General features: G+C 64.0%; 13 protein-coding genes. 6 read left to right on the forward strand and 7 right to left on the reverse strand.

Going from position 1 to position 18,591, the window contains the following annotated elements:
- Nucleotides 1-31: 31 nt before the first annotated feature.
- The 5 genes from RQH14_RS18770 to RQH14_RS18790 are packed head-to-tail and all read right to left on the reverse strand — an operon-like array spanning nt 32 to nt 7,040.
- On the reverse strand, nt 32-1,339 hold the full coding sequence (locus RQH14_RS18770) for an alpha-L-fucosidase (protein WP_311214644.1): 1,308 nt from the start codon (nt 1,337-1,339) through the stop codon (nt 32-34).
- A 50-nt stretch (nt 1,340-1,389) separates the two neighbouring features.
- The gene (locus RQH14_RS18775; RefSeq protein WP_311214645.1) at nt 1,390-3,363 is read right to left on the reverse strand and encodes a DUF2264 domain-containing protein; all 1,974 of its coding nucleotides are present in this window, start codon (nt 3,361-3,363) and stop codon (nt 1,390-1,392) included.
- Between the two features lie 41 nt (nt 3,364-3,404).
- Complete coding sequence (locus RQH14_RS18780) at nt 3,405-5,054, reverse strand: extracellular solute-binding protein (RefSeq protein WP_311214646.1); 1,650 nt, start codon at nt 5,052-5,054, stop codon at nt 3,405-3,407.
- Between the two features lie 26 nt (nt 5,055-5,080).
- Complete coding sequence (locus RQH14_RS18785) at nt 5,081-6,013, reverse strand: carbohydrate ABC transporter permease (protein ID WP_311214647.1); 933 nt, start codon at nt 6,011-6,013, stop codon at nt 5,081-5,083.
- The gene (locus RQH14_RS18790) at nt 5,997-7,040 is read right to left on the reverse strand and encodes an ABC transporter permease subunit (RefSeq protein ID WP_311214648.1); all 1,044 of its coding nucleotides are present in this window, start codon (nt 7,038-7,040) and stop codon (nt 5,997-5,999) included. The genes RQH14_RS18785 and RQH14_RS18790 overlap by 17 nt, the downstream gene beginning before the upstream one ends.
- Nucleotides 7,041-7,293: 253 nt before the next feature.
- Between RQH14_RS18790 and RQH14_RS18795 the strand changes: the two genes are divergently transcribed.
- The 3 genes from RQH14_RS18795 to RQH14_RS18805 all read left to right on the forward strand — a co-directional run bounded on the left by RQH14_RS18795 (nt 7,294) and on the right by RQH14_RS18805 (nt 11,961).
- The gene (locus RQH14_RS18795; protein ID WP_311214649.1) at nt 7,294-8,319 is read left to right on the forward strand and encodes a hydroxyacid dehydrogenase; all 1,026 of its coding nucleotides are present in this window, start codon (nt 7,294-7,296) and stop codon (nt 8,317-8,319) included.
- Nucleotides 8,319-9,410 carry a LacI family DNA-binding transcriptional regulator gene (locus RQH14_RS18800; RefSeq protein ID WP_311214650.1) on the forward strand — a complete coding sequence of 364 codons (1,092 nt, stop codon included), beginning with the start codon at nt 8,319-8,321 and terminating at the stop codon, nt 9,408-9,410. Before RQH14_RS18795 ends, RQH14_RS18800 begins: the two co-directional genes overlap by 1 nt.
- A 130-nt stretch (nt 9,411-9,540) precedes the next feature.
- Nucleotides 9,541-11,961, forward strand: coding sequence for a polysaccharide lyase 8 family protein (locus RQH14_RS18805; RefSeq protein WP_311214651.1), 2,421 nt, complete (start codon nt 9,541-9,543; stop codon nt 11,959-11,961).
- 178 nt (nt 11,962-12,139) lie between these two features.
- On the opposite strand, the gene gabT is transcribed toward RQH14_RS18805, so the two are convergent.
- Nucleotides 12,140-13,495: a 4-aminobutyrate--2-oxoglutarate transaminase gene (gene gabT, locus RQH14_RS18810; RefSeq protein ID WP_311214652.1), complete on the reverse strand. Its 1,356-nt coding sequence runs from the start codon at nt 13,493-13,495 to the stop codon at nt 12,140-12,142.
- 46 nt (nt 13,496-13,541) lie between these two features.
- On the reverse strand, nt 13,542-14,972 hold the full coding sequence (locus tag RQH14_RS18815) for a gamma-aminobutyraldehyde dehydrogenase (RefSeq protein ID WP_311214653.1): 1,431 nt from the start codon (nt 14,970-14,972) through the stop codon (nt 13,542-13,544).
- Nucleotides 14,973-15,116: 144 nt separating this feature from the next.
- Between RQH14_RS18815 and RQH14_RS18820 the strand changes: the two genes are divergently transcribed.
- The 3 genes from RQH14_RS18820 (at nt 15,117) to RQH14_RS18830 (ending at nt 18,583) form a co-directional block, all read left to right on the forward strand.
- On the forward strand, nt 15,117-16,559 hold the full coding sequence (locus tag RQH14_RS18820; RefSeq protein WP_311214654.1) for a PucR family transcriptional regulator ligand-binding domain-containing protein: 1,443 nt from the start codon (nt 15,117-15,119) through the stop codon (nt 16,557-16,559).
- 90 nt (nt 16,560-16,649) lie between these two features.
- A complete protein-coding gene (locus tag RQH14_RS18825) occupies nt 16,650-17,906 on the forward strand; it encodes an MFS transporter (RefSeq protein WP_311214655.1) in 1,257 nt (418 codons plus the stop codon).
- Nucleotides 17,903-18,583: a FadR/GntR family transcriptional regulator gene (locus RQH14_RS18830; RefSeq protein ID WP_311214656.1), complete on the forward strand. Its 681-nt coding sequence runs from the start codon at nt 17,903-17,905 to the stop codon at nt 18,581-18,583. The genes RQH14_RS18825 and RQH14_RS18830 overlap by 4 nt, the downstream gene beginning before the upstream one ends.
- Nucleotides 18,584-18,591: the final 8 nt, after the last annotated feature.

Genomic DNA, 18,591 nt, shown 5'->3' on the forward strand with positions numbered 1-18,591 from the left:
GCACCGTTCCCGCGAACTCAAAGGCGAAGCCCTAGTCCAGCACGTCCGGGTTGGGCTCCTTTTCGGACGCCGGCCTGGCCAGTGTCCCGGCTTCCAGCGCGAACACGAGCGGCCCGGCACCCGAGGCACTCTCAATGTCCAACTCGAACAGCGAGTCCGCAAGCCGTCTGAATGGGTGCTTTCCGGAGCCCACCAACCTCACGCCAGTGAGGGCCATTCCGGCCGGCAACTGCAGCCGGATCCGCCCGGATGCCGGAGCACGCGTGACAATCGCGAAGACGTTGCCGTCGTTAGAGCGGGTGAAGTACCCCCACCCCGGATAGTCCCAGCCCTCGGCGAAACCGCACCCGTAGATCGCCTCCCCGTGGGCTGAGAGCCACTCTCCTACATGGGTGGCAATGTCCATCTCGGCCGGAGCCATGGAGCCGTCGCCGCGGGGTCCGAAGTTGAGGAGGAAGTTGCCGCCCAGTGACGTGCAGTGGGCGATCATGTCCACCACATCCCAAGGGTGCTTCACCGTCGACTGCGCCCATGGTCCCTGGTGATATCCCCAGCTGGCCTGCGGGATGGTCATGCAGGCTTCCCAATCACGCCCGGCCACACTGCTGTCCCACGGCTCCGGCAGCCTGCGCTCGTAACCACTTTCGTAGTCGCCCATGAGGACTCCGTTGGAATCGACGTGCCGGGCGCCGAGGTCGTCCGCCCGGAGCCGGCTGTTGACCACCACGCCGGGAATCCGGTCCTTCAGCATCCGCTCGACTTCCCAGGTCCACCACCCGTTGGCTTTCACGGACTCGTCCCACGTGCCATCGAACCAGAAGCCCTTGACGCTCGGATACCGTTCCGCCAGTTCCTCCAACTGCTTCTTCGCGAAGTCCAGGTAGCGCGCAAAAGCCGCATGGTCGGCGTCGTTCTCCAACGTGAAGCGCCAGTCCGGATGCCGCCAGTCCAGCACCGAGTAGTAGAAGTTGACGTCAATCCCCCGGGCTTCATAGGCCTGAATGAGCTCTGCCAGGACATCGCGCCCGGAAGGAGTGTTGCCCATGTGGAAGTCCGTGTGGGCGCTTGGCCATAAGCAGAAGCCGTCGTGGTGCTTGGTGGTGATGGTCAGGTAGCGGGCGCCGAGGGCCACCGCCGTGTCCGCCCACCGCTCGGGGTCGAAATCGGCCAGCGTGAAGTCATTCGCCAAGGCCTCCCAACGTTGCTGGGGAATCTTGGCAACCCGCGGAAGGAACTCAGCAGCGAACTCGACATCTTTACCTTCCCAGCGGCCGGCTGGCAGCGAGTAGAGGCCCCAGTGGATGAACTGTCCAACCCGGTGACCGCGGAATCGCTGCATGGCCGCATCTTGCCGGGGTTCCGCCCGGGAAGCTCCGTACTTGAGCTCGATCACTTTCCCACCTGCCCATCCCACGGCACGAACGTGCGCAGATCAAAAGCTTGCTGGGCACCACCCGCCCACCTGACAAACACTTCAGTACCGGAAACCACGACGGCGGCGGCCGCCTTGAGCGCTTCGGGCACCGGAGCCTGGCCCCGGGTCAGGGTGTGGAGCGCGATGTGGACTGTTTCGTTGGTGCTGCGCTGCGCGCTCAGGGCCGGCACAGCTGAGTGCTCGCCCATGGCGTTGGCTCCCGTGTAGCGGGTGGTCTTTGGCTCCGCCCAGCCATACACGGCGGTGACGGACGCGAAAACGTCGCCGTTGCTGACCCATGCCGTGTCCCCGGTTAAGCCTGCTTGCACGGATTGGGCTCCGGCTACCGAGTGTCCGCCCTCCCTGACGGAATACTCCGCGGGCCCCTGGACCAAGTGGCACCGCAACTCGTGAATTCCGTCCACCACGGAAACGGTGGTGACTGCCGTCCCAGGGAGGGACTTTCCATATTGCTGTGGGACGTGGACGGATCCGCTGGCGAGTCCTTCCGTGCGGGTGGCGCGAAGGGAACACCGGCGGCTCGCCACGCCGTCGGACCCCAACAAAGCAAGGTGACCATCCACGTTGTCCTCCCACGCAGTTCCCGTACCCGGCGCCGTGTGCGTTGAATATGAGAACTTGGCGTAATGGGGATCGTCGGGGTCCGTACCGCCACCCACGGGCAGACCACTATGGTCGCTGCCGTGGTTGGTCAGCCGAACCAGACCGCCGTCAGCGCTAATAGTCCAGCCGATATCAGGCAAGACCCGCACCGCAGCCGGTCCATCGGTGGGCTGAGGCTCTTCCACGTCCTGCCACACCCTGTGCTCCGGCGGCAGCGCCAAGCCAAGGAATCCAATGCCTGCCAGATACGGCGAACCGAACCCGCTGTACGCCTGGCAGGATCCCAGGTGCTCGTCGTACCAGCCCAGGTTCGGCGGTCCATCAACGCCAACGCCTTTCGCGGTGAAGTTGGCCAGTACCCCTGACGCGAGCCGACGCGTGGCCCCTGGGGTCATCGGGTTCACACCCGAGATTTCCGCACACCACAGTGCCGCGAGGACAGCAGTACGGTACGCCAGGGATCGCCCGACATGCAGCACTGCGCCGTCGCTGGCGAACATCAGGCTCTGCGTGCCTACGAACTCACGCAAGCGTTCCAAGTGACGGCGGCCTTCAGGGGTGTCCTGCCGACCGGTCATCGAATACCAAGCCCACAAATAGGGGTGGATGGCCCACGCGTTGTAGTAGTCGATTGAGTGCTCCGGCCCATCCGTGTACCAGCCATCACCCAAGTACCAGGACTCCACCCGCGCCACGTTCCGCGCCCCAATGCAGCCCGACACGTCCTCGCCCACCGAACGCAGGAAACCCTCGGCCATGGCGGGAAAGAGCTGCCAGTTGTTGCCCCACACCTCAAGCCGGGCATGGTGGCGCAACCAGTCGGCAACCTGCTTCTTCTCCCCCGCCGCCAACGGCTCCCACAGCCACTCCCTTGCGATGTGGAGCGAGAAGGCGATGTTGGCCGCCTCCACGATCGAGTTGGTCACCCCCAACAACGGAGACTTGCAGGTAACGCCCAAAGGCCAACTCTCCGGGCCGTCAGGATCAGTGCCCGCCAGCAACGCCTCCCGGTACCAGGCCGCCAAACCCAGCCGGTCCTGGCCACGTGCTCCGGCGATCCGGGGCGCAGCCATCAGCAGGCTGCGGCCAATGGTTTCCATACCCTCCCTGCGCTCGCCGTCGCGGGTCACAGGGCCAGGGAGTCGTGGACTTGCCTTCAACGGGCTGGAATATTCACGGATGTGTTCCAGCCAGTGGTCAGCCGTGGCTTCCCAGTGGTTGCGGGTCCAGCCGGTGAACGGGGATTGGACGGTGTCGGGTTCGGGCAGCCACGACAACTGGGGCAGGGAAGGCGGGCTTGGCAGCTTGGGCAGGGACTGTGTCACGGTGTTCGGGTCCTAAGTTCGAGTCAGATGATGGTGGCCAGCTACTTGGCCAGTGCCGATTCGTATTCGCCGCGGATGGTGTCTCCGCCGTTCTTCTTCCAGTCAGCCACAGCGCTCTTGAGTGCATCCATGGTGCCACGGCCGGCAATGACTGCCGTGGCGGCGTCGGACACGGGCTGGCCCAGTTTGGAGCCCTTGCTGGCGTTCGTGGGGCTGAACAGAGTGCCGCAAGGGTCTTCGACACCCAGCGGAATGAGCTTGGAGTAGGCGTTATGCATGACGTCCACGATGTCCTTGTTGCTGGGATCGTAGACAACCTGCTGCGGAGCGGCGAGGTACTTCCACGGCACGGCGTTGTCCAGCAAGGCACGTTCGGTGACCACCGGGTTGCCGTTGGAATCCAGGGTGTAGTCCGCTCCTTCTGCACCGTAGTTGAGCAGCAGGTACTCTTCGCTGCCGAACGGGGCCGCCAGGAAGTTGGCAACGGCCAGGACTTCCTTGAGCTTGGCCTCGTCCGCCTTCTTCAGCATGACGGTGGCGAACGTGATGTTGTCCAGCCAGGTCTGGGCCTTCCCACCATCGTGGCCCACGGGGATGAACGGCACGGCTTTGTTGGCTTTGTTCGCGGCGGGGATGCTGCGGCCGTAGCCGGTGGGTCCGATGTACGCGGGAAGGCCGTCATAGATCATCGCGACTTTGCCGGAGATGAAGGCGTTCACCATCTGGGATTTGGTCCAGCCCTCGGAACCCGGCACGTACAGGCCGTCCTTGTAGAGCTTTGCTGCGAACTCGATGGCGGCCATGTATTCGTCCGTCTCGAACGCTTTGGTGAGTTTGCCGCCGTCGTTCTTCCAGACGTTCGGCGTGCGGAACATGTGGTGGAGCATCGTGAGGCCAAACTTGGTGCTGCCCAATGCCCACTGGTTCTTGGATGGGTTGGTGAGCTCCTTGGCCACCCGGTAGAAATCGTCCTTGTCCTTGATGTCCTCGGTGGATTTGATGCCCACGTTCTCCAACAGGGTCTGGTTCACGAAGCCGGAGCCACCCGTCAGGTTACGCGGGATGGGCAGCGAAAAGAGTTTGCCGGCCTGGACGGTCTGCTTCCAGAACACTTCCGGGATGGCTGCCAGGTTGGGGTAGTCCTTGATCTTGTCGCCGCCCAACAGCGGTGTCAGGTCCGCGCACTTCGCCTGCAGGAACTCCACGATATTGGGCACTGCGGCGCCGTCGTTGAGCATGAGGTCGGGGAGCTCGCCGCCTGCAATGATCGTGTTGAACTTGGTGGCGTAATCATCCGAGGAAACCGAGGTGATCTCCACCTGCCCGCCCAGGCGTGCCTCTATGGCCTGCCACGCCGGGTTGTCCGGCCTGGCGTTGGGCGCCGTGCCGAAGAGGTTGGTGATCGCTGTGATCTTGCCACCGTTGAGCGGCGCAGCCTGCACGCTTCGGAACGGTGCAGGGTACTTGTAGAACGCCGCCGGCACGCCCTCCGCCGTGCCGGCGATGTCCGCCGCGGCCGCTTTAAGGGGCATGTGCGTGGGGAGCAACGCCTCGCTGGCATTCGAGGCCACGCTGGTGGTTCGCTGACCGCAACCCACCAAGGCCCCGCCGCTGAACAGCGCCAGGGCGCCAATGCCCGTGACGGAAAGGAAGTTCCGGCGGCTGGGGCCGGAAGTCTGGATCGATTTCATGGGATGCCCTTTCACAAATGGTTTGACTAGCCTTTGATGGCGCCGGTGAGGACGCCTTTGGTGAAGTACCGCTGAAGGAACGGGAACACGATCACAATGGGGATCAGGGAAATCACGACGACGGCCATCTGGATCGCTTGAGACGGCACCGCGATTTCGGCTACTGCGGAGTCACCCATGGGCTGGCCGAGGAGCACGTACTGGCGCAGGATCATGGACAACGGCCACTTGTCATCGTTCAGGTAGAGCATGGCGTTGAAGAACGCATTCCAGTAACCCACGGCATAGAAAAGCCCGACGACGGCCAGCACCCCGCGGGACAGGGGCAGCACCATCTGGACCAGGATCCGGAAGTCCCCCGCGCCGTCGATCTTTGCGGCCTCGAACAGCTCCTGGGGAAGGTTCATGAAGAAGGACCGGACCACCACCAGGTTGAAGGCACTCATCAAGGTGGGCAGGACCAAGGCTGCGTAGCTGTCCAGCAGTCCAAGCTCCTTGACCATGAGGAAGCTGGGGATGATGCCCGGGCTGAACAGCATGGTGAAGAGAGCGGTCATGAGGAAGAAGCGTCCGCCCACGAGGTCGCGGCGGGTTAGGCCGTAGGCCATCGCTACCGTGACCACCAGGGACAGGGCGGTGCCCACGGTGGTGATGACCAGGGACCGGATCAGCGCGTCAGTGACCACACCGCCGGCGAAGATGGTCTGGTACGCGGCGAAGGTCGGTTCTTTGGGGAACAGGACCAGTCCGTTGTTGTTGGCGATCTCGCTTTGGCTGGAAAGGCTCGTGGCCAGCACTGCCAGCAGCGGATAGAGGGCCAGGAAGCAGATGGCCACCAACGCGATCGCTTTGAAAACCTGCACGGCAGGCTTGGGTTTTTCCATCCAGACGGGCCGGGTGTCTTTGGACTTCGGGCGGCGGCGCGGGCCGGCCACCAACGTGCTATTTGGATTTGCCATTGGAATAGACACCTTCCTGTCCGAAGAAATGCGCGAGCTTGTTGGCGCCGAGGACCAGGAACAGGCCGACGATTCCCTTGACGAGTCCGACGGCGGCGGCCGGCCCCCATTGCCCGTCCTGGATGCCGTGGAAGTAGACGTAGGTATCCAGTACTTCGCCTGCACCGGGTCCCACGTTGTCGCGCTGCAGGACGATCTGCTCGAAACCGACCGAAAGAATGCTGCCCAGGTTGAGGATGAGCAACAGGACGATCACGGGCATGATCCCGGGGAGGGTGATGTGCCAGAGCCGGTGCCGGGCGTTGGCCCCGTCCACCGCTGCGGCCTCGTAGAGTTCCTGGTCCACGTTCATGAGGGCTGCCAGGAAGATGATGGTGCCCCAGCCGGCGTCCTTCCAGATGGACTGGATGGTCACCAGGAAGGGGAAGAACTCCGGCGTGGTCATGGCATCGAAGCGCGGCACGCCCAGGTTTTCCAGCAGGTGCGGAACGGCCCCGGTAGCGCCGAGGACCTCGGAGAAGACCGCCACGATGATGACCCAACCGATGAAGTGCGGCAGGTAGACAACGCTTTGCACGAACTTCCGGATCTTGTTGGACACGATGCTGTTGAGCAGCAGGGCCAGGCAGATGGGAACCGGGAAGAAGAGGGCCAACTGGAGGCCCGTGATCACCAGCGTGTTGCGGAGGGCCTCCCAGAATGCGCCGTCCTGGAACATAGCCGCGAAGTTATCCAACCCCACCCAGACACTGTCCATGAAGCCGAGATACGGCTTGTAATCGAGGAACGCGATGATGTTGCCGGCGAGCGGGACATAGTGGAACACCACGAAGTACACGAAGCCCGGGGCGATCAGCAGCAACATCGCTTTGTCGCGTCGGATCCGTGCCACAAGGCTCTTCTTGCGGGCGTGCTCTGGGGCTGCTTCCTTGAGTGGTCGACCCCGACGGCGACCTTCCGCCACCGTTGCCGGCCCGCCGACGTCGGGCGTCGCCTGCGGCGTGAGTGTCTGGCTGTTGCTGCTCATGTATTTCCTCTGTCTGCGCCGCGGGGGCGGATATGGAGTGGCCCGGCGCCTGGAGCGCTCAGTGGCTAGAAATAGTAAGCGTTTACTATGGAGAAGAAGCTACCCAGTCGCAAGGTGTGATGTCAATAACATGCTCAAAACCATACAAACGTTGATTCCGCGGGATTGACAGGATTTCAAATGGCCGCCTAGGGTGACTGGTAATAGCAAGCGCTTTCTATAGATTTCTATAGACGAACCGGACGGAACCGCAGTGACCACCAACCTCCAGCACGCCGGCACCATCAAGGCTGCGTTCGTGATGGGCCGCAACAACCTGCGCACCCTGTTCAGCGCCGAGGACCTCGCGCGTCTCCGCGGAATGGTTACCCTCCTGGACGCCGAGCCAGTTGCTGACTTCTCAGTCCCCGGTTCATTGGAGAAGCTCGCCGGGGCGCAGCTGCTCATCACAGGGTGGGGCGCACCCATCATCGATGCTTTCGTGTTGGACCGCCTGCCGGAGCTGCGTTGCATCGTCCATGCCGCAGGTACCGTCAAGACCTTCCTGTCCCCCGAGGTCTACGCCCGCGGGATCGAGGTGTCCTCTTCGGCTGCAGCCAACGCCGTGCCGGTAGCCGAGTTCACCTTCGCGGCAATCGTCATGGGCCTCAAACGGGCTCGGCGGTTCAGTGAACAATTGCGCAGCACGGGGGCATCCCGCAACGCCTCCGGCTTCCCCAGTATTGGAACCAACGGCGTGACCGTCGGACTGGTGGGCGCCTCCCGCGTCGGCCGCTTGGTGATCGGGCTGCTCAAGAACCTCGATGCCCGGGTGCTGGTCTACGATCCGTACCTCACCGCCGTCGACGCCTCAGAACTTGGCGTTGAAACCGTCGGACTGGACCAGTTGTGCGCGATGTCCGATGTTGTGAGCGTCCACGCACCGGACATCGCCGAAACGCGGGGCATCATCGGCGCGCAGCAACTTGCCCGCATGAAGGACGGAACCCTGGTCATCAATACGGCCCGCGGCGCCCTCATCGATGCCACCGCACTGACCGCCGAGCTGGTTTCCGGACGGCTGGACGCGTATCTTGACGTCACAGATCCAGAGCCGCTCCCAGCCAGCTCCGTGCTGCACACTCTGCCCAATGTGGTGCTGACACCCCACATTGCGGGGGCGATGGGCAACGAAATCCACCGTTTGGGCAGCCACGCCGTGATGGAAATACGCCGATTGAGCAAGGGCTTGCCCTTGGCCTATCCGGTATTGGCCGCGGATCTTGCGAGAATCGCTTAGTGACTGAGAAAAGCTCCCCCACAGATCCGATCCATGCCCGCGGCAGCGGCGCCACCATTGCCGACGTCGCGCAGGCGGCAGGCGTGTCGGTGGCCACCGTTTCGAGGGCCTTGAGCGGCAACTACCCGGTGGCAAAAGCCACGCGCGAGCGCATCTTCAGGTCCGTGACCGACCTCGGCTACGTGGCCAATGCGCATGCCCGTGCCCTTGCCGGAGCCACCACCCGCACAGTCGGAATCATCATCAACGACGTCGCCGATCCCTTCTTCGCCTACATCGCCCGCGGCGTCGAACGGCAGGCGAGCGCCGAAGGGCGCATGTGCCTGATCACCGCCACTCACGGTGACAAGGAACGAGAACTCGCGCTGGTGGACCTCATGCGCGAGCAGCGCACCGATGCCGTGATCCTGGTGGGTGGCGCTTCGGATGACCCCCGCTACAGGAAGCAAATGGCTGACCGCGCCCGCGCACTGGCGGCGGCCGGCTCCTCGTTGGTCCTCTGCGGACGCCCTTCGTTGGGAGTCGGAGTCCCTACCAAAATGGTCACCTACGACAACGAGGGTGGTGCCTTCGCGATCACGGACTACCTGATCTCCCAGGGACACCGCAGGATCCTTTACGTCGGCGGCCCCCGCGATTTCTCGACGACGGCCTCCCGGCTGGCAGGTTTCTACCGCGCCTTGGATGCGCGCGGGATTGAGAGGGATCCTTCGCTGGTCCACGAGGGCGCATTTGGCCGTGGCTTCGGATACAGCCGCATGCGCGAGCTCCTGGACCAGGCGATCGACTTCACTGCGGTTTTCGGCGCCAACGACCTCGTGGCGGCCGGCATTTTGGAGGCGCTCGAGGAACGCGGAATCCGGGTTCCCCAGGATGTCTCGGTGGTTGGCTACGACGACGTTCCGGTGGCCAGCGAGCTGCGCCCCCGTCTCACCACAGTCCGCGTTCCGCTTGAAGAACTGGGGCGGGAAGCCGTGCGGTTGGCCCTGTCCCAGTCGCCGCACGACGCCGGCGCCTCCTCTGACAACACCCTTACCGTCGGCACCCACATAGTCATCCGGGACTCGGTTTCGGCACCCAACAAGACCTGAGCACTTTTGTTCATTTCTGTTGAGGTGCCCGGGAACCGGACATAAGGTTGCGGAAACTTTCGCCACCCCATCCACCCCCACGCCTGAAACAGTTGTGAACGGAGCAGTTTTGAACGTCAATGGACCCACAGTGAGCCGCAGGACCCTCTTTCGAACCGCCGGTGCAGCCGCCCTCGCGGGTGCTCTTCTTTCCCACGCCGGACCATCCTTTGCTGCCTCCGAGGCGGGCTTGAAGGAACTGGTCGATCGACGACGGCTGGTGCTCACCGGCGGCCGGAGCGCCGCCGACATCCCCGAGCTCGCAGCTCAGCTCGAAGGAATGGGCAAGACCGCCGAAAAGTGGTGGACGTCCATGGACAAGACCGCTGCACGGACGTCGTTGTGGTCCGACATACCCCTCACTGGCATCGGTCAGTCCACAGCAGCCACGGGCAACATGGGCCTGCACTTCAACCGCCTCTATGACATGGCCCTTGGATACGCGGTGCCGGGCAACCCCCTTGCGGCCAACCCTGAGCTGGCCGCAGACATTGTTGCTGGGCTTCAACTTCTCAGCAGCACTGCGTACAAGCCGTCCATCAAGGCAGCAGGCAACTGGTGGTTCTGGGAGATCGGCGTTCCCCGCAAGACCGTGGACATCCTGACACTCCTCCATGATGAAGTCCCGGAGGAACTTCGGACGGCATTGTTGGCAGCTGTCCGCTGGTTCGCTCCCAACCCGAATTGGCGCGGCCGTGCCACATCCTTGGCGGAGACCGGCGCCAACCGCGTGGATAAGTCCTTGGCCTGCTGCATGCGGGGCATCCTGGACAACAACCCCAGCGAGATCGCGCTGGGACGCGATGCCTTGAGCGATACCGTGCGCGGCGGGGTCAACAGCGTCTTCACCTACGTCACCAGTGGCGACGGGTTCTACGCCGACGGGTCCTACGTCCAGCACTCCTACCTCCCCTACGCAGGGACATACGGGGTGGTGGCGTTGGCGGGAATCGCCGAGATCATCGCAATGCTCGGCGGAAGCACCTGGGCAATCAACGACCCCAAGCGGTCAGTGCTACTCGACGCCGTGGAGGACACCTACGCCCCGTTCGTGTGGGACGGACGCATCATGGACACCATCCGTGGGCGTGCGGTCTCCCGTCAGCGCGAACCCGACTACGTCAGCGGCTTCGGGCTCATCTCTGCGGTCCTGTTGCTGGCACCGGGCTGCGACGAACCGTACCGTTCACGGTTCCTGGCTCTGGCCAAGGGCTGGTTGGAGCGCTGCGCGGACCAGAAACTCGTGGGGCATCCAACCCAAAGCCTGGCAAAGTCGCTGCTGTCCCTCGGCGTCCTGTCAGACGCCGCGGTGGTTGCCGCACCCGCGCCCGTTTACAGCCGTATGTTCGCCGACCAGGACAGGTTGGTCCACCACCGCCCCCAGTGGGGCTGCACCGTGAACCTCTCCTCCAAGCGCATCGGCCGCTACGAGTGGGGCAACAGCGAGAACAACCTCGGCTGGTACCAAGGCGATGGCATGACCTTCCTCTACACGCGAACCGATCCGTCCCAGTTCAGCGCTGACTTCTGGCCCACTGTGGATCCCTATGCCCTGCCTGGCACTACCGTGAATGACCAGGTTCGTGCCAGCGGCGCTGGAGCTGCCGGGACCGGAATCCCCCGTGCCTTCCAGGCTTTCGCAGGCGGACTCACTGTCGACGACCGCTGGGGCGTCATCGGCATGGACCACCTCAATCACAACAAGACGCTGTCCGGCCGGAAGTCGTGGTTCTTCCTCGATGATGCCGTGGTCTGCCTCGGTGCGGGCATTACCGGTACCGGTGGTTCGGCCGTTCAGACTACGGTGGAAAACAGGTCCTTCGCCGCCGGTTCTGTTCCGGCACTGCGCACCGATTCCCGGAACAGGACCATGGCGGCCGGAGACGCGGCGGTGGCTGTGAAAAGGTCCGTGCACCTTGAAGGTCATGGCGGCTACGTGTTCCTGGATGCGCCGGGGGCTTCCGGCAACCCCGAAGTGGCCGTGGTCCGCCGGACAGGTAGCTGGTTCGACGTGAACTCCGGGGCGGATACCGGTGGCAGCACGGATCCCGTCTCCCGGGACTACGTGACCATCACGCACCGCCATGGCACAGACCCGGTGGCGTCCGGCTACGCGTATATGGTTCTGCCTGCTGCCGGCCATTCCACCACGTTCTCCCAGTCCGCGAATCCCGATGTGAAAGTTCTGGCGAACTCTGCCGAAGTGCAGATGGTGGAGGTAGCCAAAGACAAGGTGGTCATGGCCAACTTCTTCGCGACAGGTTCAGCCGGCGGGTACACAGCGTCCGGGCCGTGCACCGTGTCCGCGCACCAGGCCGGAGACAAGCTCACGCTGTCCGTGGCAGACCCGTCCCGGACGCAATCCTCACTGCGGATCACCCTCGATGACTCGGCGTGGAGCAAGCTGGTGGATTCAGACGCCGGGGTGTCCTTACTGAGCGCCAACCCCCTGGTCATCGAGGTCCAGCTCGACGGACATGGCCACCAGAAGAACCTGACGCTGGGCACCTAGGCGGGTTCCGGCGTCGTGCGTTCCGCGGTCCGCCCGCCGAGAACGCGGGAACGGTGCGAGAACGCCCGGAAAGCTCCCGTGAACTAGGCGCTCTCCGGCGAACTGGGGGGAATAAACGAAGGAGGAGGGCCGGGTCCACGAATGAACCCGGCCCTCCTCCTGCCTACAGCGTGAAGACTTACGCGTGCGCCTTGATGGCTGCGGCGAGGACTTCGAGGCCGTCGATCAGCAGTTCGTCGCTGATGACCAGCGGCGGGAGCAGGCGGATCACGTTGCCGTAGGTGCCACAGGTCAGGATGATGACACCTTCCTTGAGGCAGGCGGCAGCAACGGCCTTGGTGAGCTCAGCGTTCGGTTCCTTGGAGCCGGGCTGGACAAGCTCGATGGCCAGCATGGCGCCGCGGCCACGGATGTCGCCAACCACGGAAACTTCCCCGGCCAGTTCGCGGAGCTTGCCCAGGGCGAGCTCTTCGATGTGGCGGGCGCGGCCGTTGAGGTCGTGCTGTTCCATGGTGTCGATGGCTGCGAGTGCTGCTGCGCACGCAACCGGGTTGCCACCGTAGGTGCCGCCGAGGCCGCCGGGGTGGACGGCGTCGAGCAGGTCGGCGCGGCCCGTGATCGCGGACAGCGGGAGGCCGCCGGCGATGCCCTTGGCCATGGTGATGATGTCCGGGACAACACCTTCGTGGTCAACGGCGAACCATTCGCCCGTGCGGCAGAAGCCGGACTGGACCTCGTCAGCGATGAAGACGATGCCCTTTTCCTTGGCCCAAGCCGACAGTGCCGGAAGGAAGCCTTCGGCCGGGACAATGAAGCCGCCCTCGCCCTGGATGGGTTCGATGATGATGGCGGCAACTTGGTCGCCACCGATCTGCTTCTCGATCATGGTGATGGCGCGCTTGGCGGCCTCGGCACCGGTGATCTCCGGGTTCTCTTCACGGAACGGGTAGCTCATGGGCATGCGGTAGACCTCGGGCGCGAACGGGCCGAAGTTGGTCTTGTACGGCATGGCCTTGGCGGTCAGTGCCATGGTCAGGTTGGTGCGGCCGTGGTAAGCGTGGTCGAAAGCTACGACGGCGTCGCGGCCGGTGGCCAGGCGTGCAACCTTGACGGCGTTCTCCACCGCTTCAGCGCCGGAGTTGAACAGAACGGTGCGCTTGGCGTGGTCGCCCGGGGTGAGGCGGTTGAGCTGCTCGGCAACTGCAACGTAGCCCTCGTACGGGGTCACCATGAAGCAGGTGTGCGTGAAGTGCGCGGCAGCTTCCTGGACGGCAGCGACGACGGCGGGGTCGGACGCGCCGACGCTGGTCACGGCGATGCCGGAGCCCAAGTCAATGAAGGAGTTGCCGTCGACGTCGCGGATGATGCCGCCGTCGGCGTCTTCAACGTAGACGGGGACGCCGGAGGCGACGCCGGCAGCAACGACGGCGGCGCGGCGCTCAGCGAGTGCCTGCGACTTGGGGCCGGGGAAGGCGCCGTTGATGTTGCGCTTCTGCTCGATGCGGTACGAGAGTTCGTTCGCGGTGGTGGTCATGAGGTGGTTGCCTTTCTGGGAAATTCGTACGGGTGGGGCGAACGCGCTACGCGTCGAGTGCACTCATCACGTGCTTGATGCGCGTGTAGTCTTCCACGCCGTACATGGAGAGGTCCTTGCCGTAGCCGGACTGCTTGAAGCCGCCGTGCGGCATCTCTGCCGTCAGGAGGATGTGGGTGTTGATCCAGACCGCACCGAAGTCAAGGTCGCGGCTCATGCGCATGGCCGTGCCGTGGTCGGTGGTCCAGACGCTGGAGGCCAGTGCGTATTCGACGTCGTTGGCGAGCTCGAGCGCTTCTTCTTCGGTGCTGAACTTCTGGACGGTGATGACCGGGCCGAAGGTTTCCTTCTGCACGATGTCGTCGGTCTGCTTGGCACCGGAGATGATGGTGGGCTCGAAGAAGAAGCCCTTCTCGCCTGCACGGTGGCCACCGGTTTCGATCTTGCAGTTGGCCGGGAGGTGCTCCACTACCGAGGTGACGGCGTTGAAGTGGTTCACGTTGTTGAGCGGGCCGAAGTAGTTGTCTTCGTCGTTCTGCGAACCGGTGTGCAGGGTCTTGGTGTGTTCCACCATGGCTGCCACGACGTCGTCGTGAACGGAGTCCTCCACCAACACGCGGGTAATGGCGGTGCAGTCCTGGCCGGCGTTGAAGAAGGCGAACTCGGCGATGGCCGCGGCGCTCTTCTTGATGTCGGCGTCCTTGAAGACGATGGCCGGAGCCTTGCCGCCAAGCTCCAGGTGTGCGCGCTTGAGGCCCTTGGCTGCGCCGCTTGCCACGGCGATGCCGGCGCGGACGGAACCGGTGATGGAGACCAGGCCGGGAACCTTGTGGTCCACCATCATGGCGCCGGTTTCACCGGTGCCGAGGACAACGTTGAGGACGCCGGCGGGGAAAATCTCACCGGCGAGGCGTGCCAGCACCAGGGTGGATTCCGGTGTGGTGTCGGAGGGCTTGAGGACAACGGTGTTGCCGGCTGCCAGGGCGGGGCCGATCTTCCAGATGGCCATGAGGAACGGGTAGTTCCACGGCGCAACCTGGGCGACGACACCGATCGGTTCGCGGCGCACGTAGGAGGTATGGCCCTCGAAGTATTCGCCTGCGGACTTGCCTTCAACGATGCGGGCAGCACCGGCGAAGAAGCGGAGCTGGTCGGCGCCGGCAGCAACTTCCTCGGAGGCGATCAGGGAGCGCACCTGTCCGGTGTTGCGGTGCTGGGCGTCAACGAGTTCGTCGCTGTTGGCCTCCACGGCATCGGCAAGCTTGAGCAGCATGAGCTGGCGCTGGCCCGGGGTAACGTGCTTCCACGTCTTGAAGGCGCCGGCCGCTGCGGTCATGGCAGCATCGACGTCGGCCTGCACCGAAATGGGCGACTTGGCAACGATTTCCCCATTGGTGGGGTTCACGATGTCCAGAAGACCCGTACCTGCCGGCGTAACGAATTCGCCGTTGATGAAGTTCTGCAAGGTTTGAACCACGGTGTGCAACCTCTTTCGGTGTCTGGGCATGGGTTTTAGCTGATCAGAGCCTATGCCAGGGAGGGGGTGCAAGGAATAGTCAGCTGCACACACAAGAAGCCCCGGCTTAGTGCGCTTGACCAGCGCCGGGTTACGCTTTTAAGTATGGCAATGTCCCTCGCATCCCTCGTCGCAGTCCCCTCCCTGAAACTCCGCCAAGCCGGCCTCGCCGAGACGACGTGGAGCCAGGACATCAGCTGGGTTGCCGTGACGGAACTGGAAGACCCGCAGCGCTTCCTCAGCGGCGGAGAGCTGGTACTCACCACGGGGTTGCGCCTCAAGAGCGCCGCGGACCAGCGGCGCTTCGTCCGCCAGGTCCAGCGCGCAGGCGCCGTGGGTATCGGCTTCGGCATCGGCCTCACCCATGAGGCCGTTCCGGAGGCACTGATTGCAGAAGCCAACCGCTGGGGTCTTCCGCTGGTGCAAGTGCCCTACGAAATCCCCTTCATCGCCATTGGAAAACTGGTGGCCGAGTCGCATTCAGCGGACCACTATTCCAATCTGGAACGGCTCCTGGCCGGGCACCAGATCCTGGCCCGCTCACTCCTCACCGGCGGCGGCCTGAACGAACTCCTTAAGCAACTGGGCAGCATGCTCCGCACCGACGTTGTGCTCACCCAGTTCAGCGCGCAGCTCTACAACAGCGTGGCCGGGAAGCCGGCGCCGACGGCGGATGGTTGGGCGTCGTATCCGATTCCCACCGGCCGCAGGGATGCCTGCACGCTCTGGCTCCGGCAGCCGTTCGTGGACTCGGGAATTGTCAGTTACGCGCAGAACCTGATCAGCGTGGAGCTCAACAACATGGTCAAGCAGCGTCAGTCCCAGCGGGCCATGGCGGGCCAGGTGTTGGACGACGTCATCCACGGCACCCTGGAAACCATCGAAGCCGCCCGGCGTTTGGCCGGCGTTGGAATCAACAGCACCAGGAAGAACGTGGTGCTTGTTGCGGAGTCCGCAGCGCACCACAAGCAACTGGTCAGCATTTCGCTGCCCCAAGCAATGGAAGCCGGCGTCAGCGCCGTCGTCGGGAAGGATCTGGTCACAGTCATCAGCGACGACGGCAGTTCCGCCACTGCCTTGGCCAAGAGCCTCAGCGATCACCTCCAGGAGGCCGGAATCCATGCCGTGATCGGCATCGGCGGCGCCTACACGAAGCCGAACGGTTTGCGCTGGAGCTACTTTGAAGCGCGCGACGCCGTGGCGCACGGCTTGCCGGTCAACGAGCCCGAACGCCTGAGCCTGACGTCCCTGTTGCTCGCCAGTGAGGACGTTCCTCTCGCCGACATGGCCAGCGAGTCCCTCACGCCGCTGCGGAAGTTCGACGCCGCCCACGGTGCCGAACTGGTGGCCACACTGGAAAGCTACTTGAACCACAACGGGTCAGTGGCTGCAGTGGCGGAAGCCCTGACATTGCACAGGAATACGGTGCGGTACCGCCTGGCACAGATCACCGAATTGACGGGCTACGACCCCTCCCAGACGCAGGACCGGGTGCAGCTGTGGCTGGCCTTGGCGGTGCAGCGCCTGGGTTCGCGCAACCCTCGCTGAGCGGTCCCGCTCCAGGCAGCCCATAGTCCCCGGCGGAGAGCTTCGCCACAAAACTCTGGACATTAGACGTCAAACGTCTAACCTTTAGATATGGCGACGACTTCTCTGACGACAACTACAGGAAACATCCCTCTGGTCTCCCCCGCGCAGGCGGTCCCTAAGACGCGCGTCGTCGCCGTCGTCGGCATTATTGCCGTTGTACTTATCGGACTGAACTTGCGGGCGGGCATCACCAGCGCCGCCGCACTGTTCCACGAACTGCAGCAGGTGCTGGGCTACGGCGCTCTGGTCGCGTCCATCCTGCCGTCCATCCCGCTGTTGTGCTTTGCTGTCGCAGGCATGGGAACGTCGTGGTTGACCCGGCGTGTGGGCGTCGAGAAAGCCATTGCCATCGCATTGGCGCTGCTGGCCGGCGGCTTGCTGGTGCGTGGCGTTCCGGTGACAGGGGCCCTCCTTGGTGGCACCGTCCTGGCCATGTCCGGACTGGCCGTATGCAACGTGGCCATGCCGTCGTTCATCCGCGAGCACTACTCCGAGCGCACCTCCATGATGACCGGCCTTTACACCTTCACCATGTCCGGCGGCGCCACCTTCGCCGCAGTCGTCAGCGTTCCGTTGGCGCAGGAACTCGGCTCACCCTCCATGGGTCTGGCTGCCTGGGGCCTGCTGGGTGTCGCAGCCCTCCTCGGCTTCCTGCCCATAGTCCTGCACACCCACCGGAATGCCACCAAGACTGATCGGCCGCGGGTCTCCATGTGGCCGCTGCTCCGCACCCGGCTGGGCATTCTGATCACCGCCATCTTCACTTTCCAGGCCTTCCTGGCCTACGCCGTGATGAGCTGGTTCGCCTACATCCTCACTTCCCAGGGCCTCAGCGCTTCAGAAAGCGGCCTGCAGTTTGGTGTCATGCAGCTGGTCTCCGTAGCTGCCGGCATGATCCTCCTTGCGTTCGGCTCACGGCCCGGCATGCTCCGTCCCGCCCTCTATCTCGCCAGCAGCTCCACGTTGCTGGCCATCGCCGCCATGATCTGGCTGCCGACCTCATTGGCCGTTGTGCCGGCCGTGTTGTTCGGCTTCGGCTTGGGCATCTTCCCGCTGGTCTTGGTGATCATCAGCCGCAGCGGACGGTCGACGGCGGAAACTACCGCGCTCTCCACCATCGCCCAATCGCTGGGATACTTGATTGCGGCCATTGGTCCCTTTGGCATGGGCCTCCTCCACAGCTCCACCGGCGGCTGGGTGCTGCCGCTGAGCCTGCTCTCCATTGTGGCCGTAGCGCTCATGGTCACCTGCCACCTGCTCACCAGCAAGCGCACTGCCACCAAGACCGGACCGAGGACTGCATGACCCTGACTCCATCGCATCGCCCGGCTCTGGCCGAGGAGATCACTTCCAAGCTGCGGGACATGATCAAGTCCGGCGAATGGCCGCTCCAGGAGCGCATCCCTGCGGAGCCTGAGCTGATGTCCACGTTGGGTGTTTCGCGGGGAACCCTGCGGGAGGCCATCAAGGCTTTGGCGCACTCGGGCATGTTGGAGGTCCGCCGGGGAGACGGCACGTATGTCAGGGCCAACAGTGAAATGTCAGGCGCGGCCCAGCGGATGTACCTGGAACACACGCAGGAACACATTGTGGAGGTCCGTCTCGGCTTGGATACCCAGGCTGCCCGCCTGGCGACGAAGCACGCCACCACAGAGGATTTGGCCGAAATGCGCCGCCTCCTGGCGCTCCGCCACGATGCGTGGCAGGCGGAGGATTACCCCACGTGGGCCAGCGCTGACTGGGAATTCCACGAGCGCGTTGCCTTGGCATCAGGAAATCCCCTGCTCCACCAGCTGTATGTTTCGTTCGGCGGCGTGTTCCACAACGACCTCCTCCGGCAACAGCGCAAGGGCGGCTTCAACGGCATCCCCCGCGAAGGCCACGACGAATTGGTGGACGCCCTTGAGGCACACGACCCCGACGCCGCCGTCAGCAGCGTCTACCGGAACCTGGACTACTGCTCGGACCAGGCGCCACGGTAGCCCGTTTC

Origin of the sequence: Arthrobacter sp. WCS2018Hpa-7 (assembly GCF_031843805.1) — a bacterium.
GTDB lineage: Bacteria > Actinomycetota > Actinomycetes > Actinomycetales > Micrococcaceae > Arthrobacter.

Excerpts from the sequence above, each read along its gene's own strand:
- RQH14_RS18770 (WP_311214644.1), bottom strand. The coding sequence starts at position 1,339 with ATGCAGCGATTCCGCGGTCACCGGGTTGGACAGTTCATCCACTGGGGC.
- RQH14_RS18780 (WP_311214646.1), bottom strand. The coding sequence starts at position 5,054 with ATGAAATCGATCCAGACTTCCGGCCCCAGCCGCCGGAACTTCCTTTCC.
- RQH14_RS18785 (WP_311214647.1), bottom strand. The coding sequence starts at position 6,013 with ATGGCAAATCCAAATAGCACGTTGGTGGCCGGCCCGCGCCGCCGCCCG.
- RQH14_RS18790 (WP_311214648.1), bottom strand. The coding sequence starts at position 7,040 with ATGAGCAGCAACAGCCAGACACTCACGCCGCAGGCGACGCCCGACGTC.
- gabT (WP_311214652.1), bottom strand. The coding sequence starts at position 13,495 with ATGACCACCACCGCGAACGAACTCTCGTACCGCATCGAGCAGAAGCGC.
- RQH14_RS18820 (WP_311214654.1), top strand. The coding sequence starts at position 15,117 with ATGGCAATGTCCCTCGCATCCCTCGTCGCAGTCCCCTCCCTGAAACTC.
- RQH14_RS18825 (WP_311214655.1), top strand. The coding sequence starts at position 16,650 with ATGGCGACGACTTCTCTGACGACAACTACAGGAAACATCCCTCTGGTC.
- RQH14_RS18830 (WP_311214656.1), top strand. The coding sequence starts at position 17,903 with ATGACCCTGACTCCATCGCATCGCCCGGCTCTGGCCGAGGAGATCACT.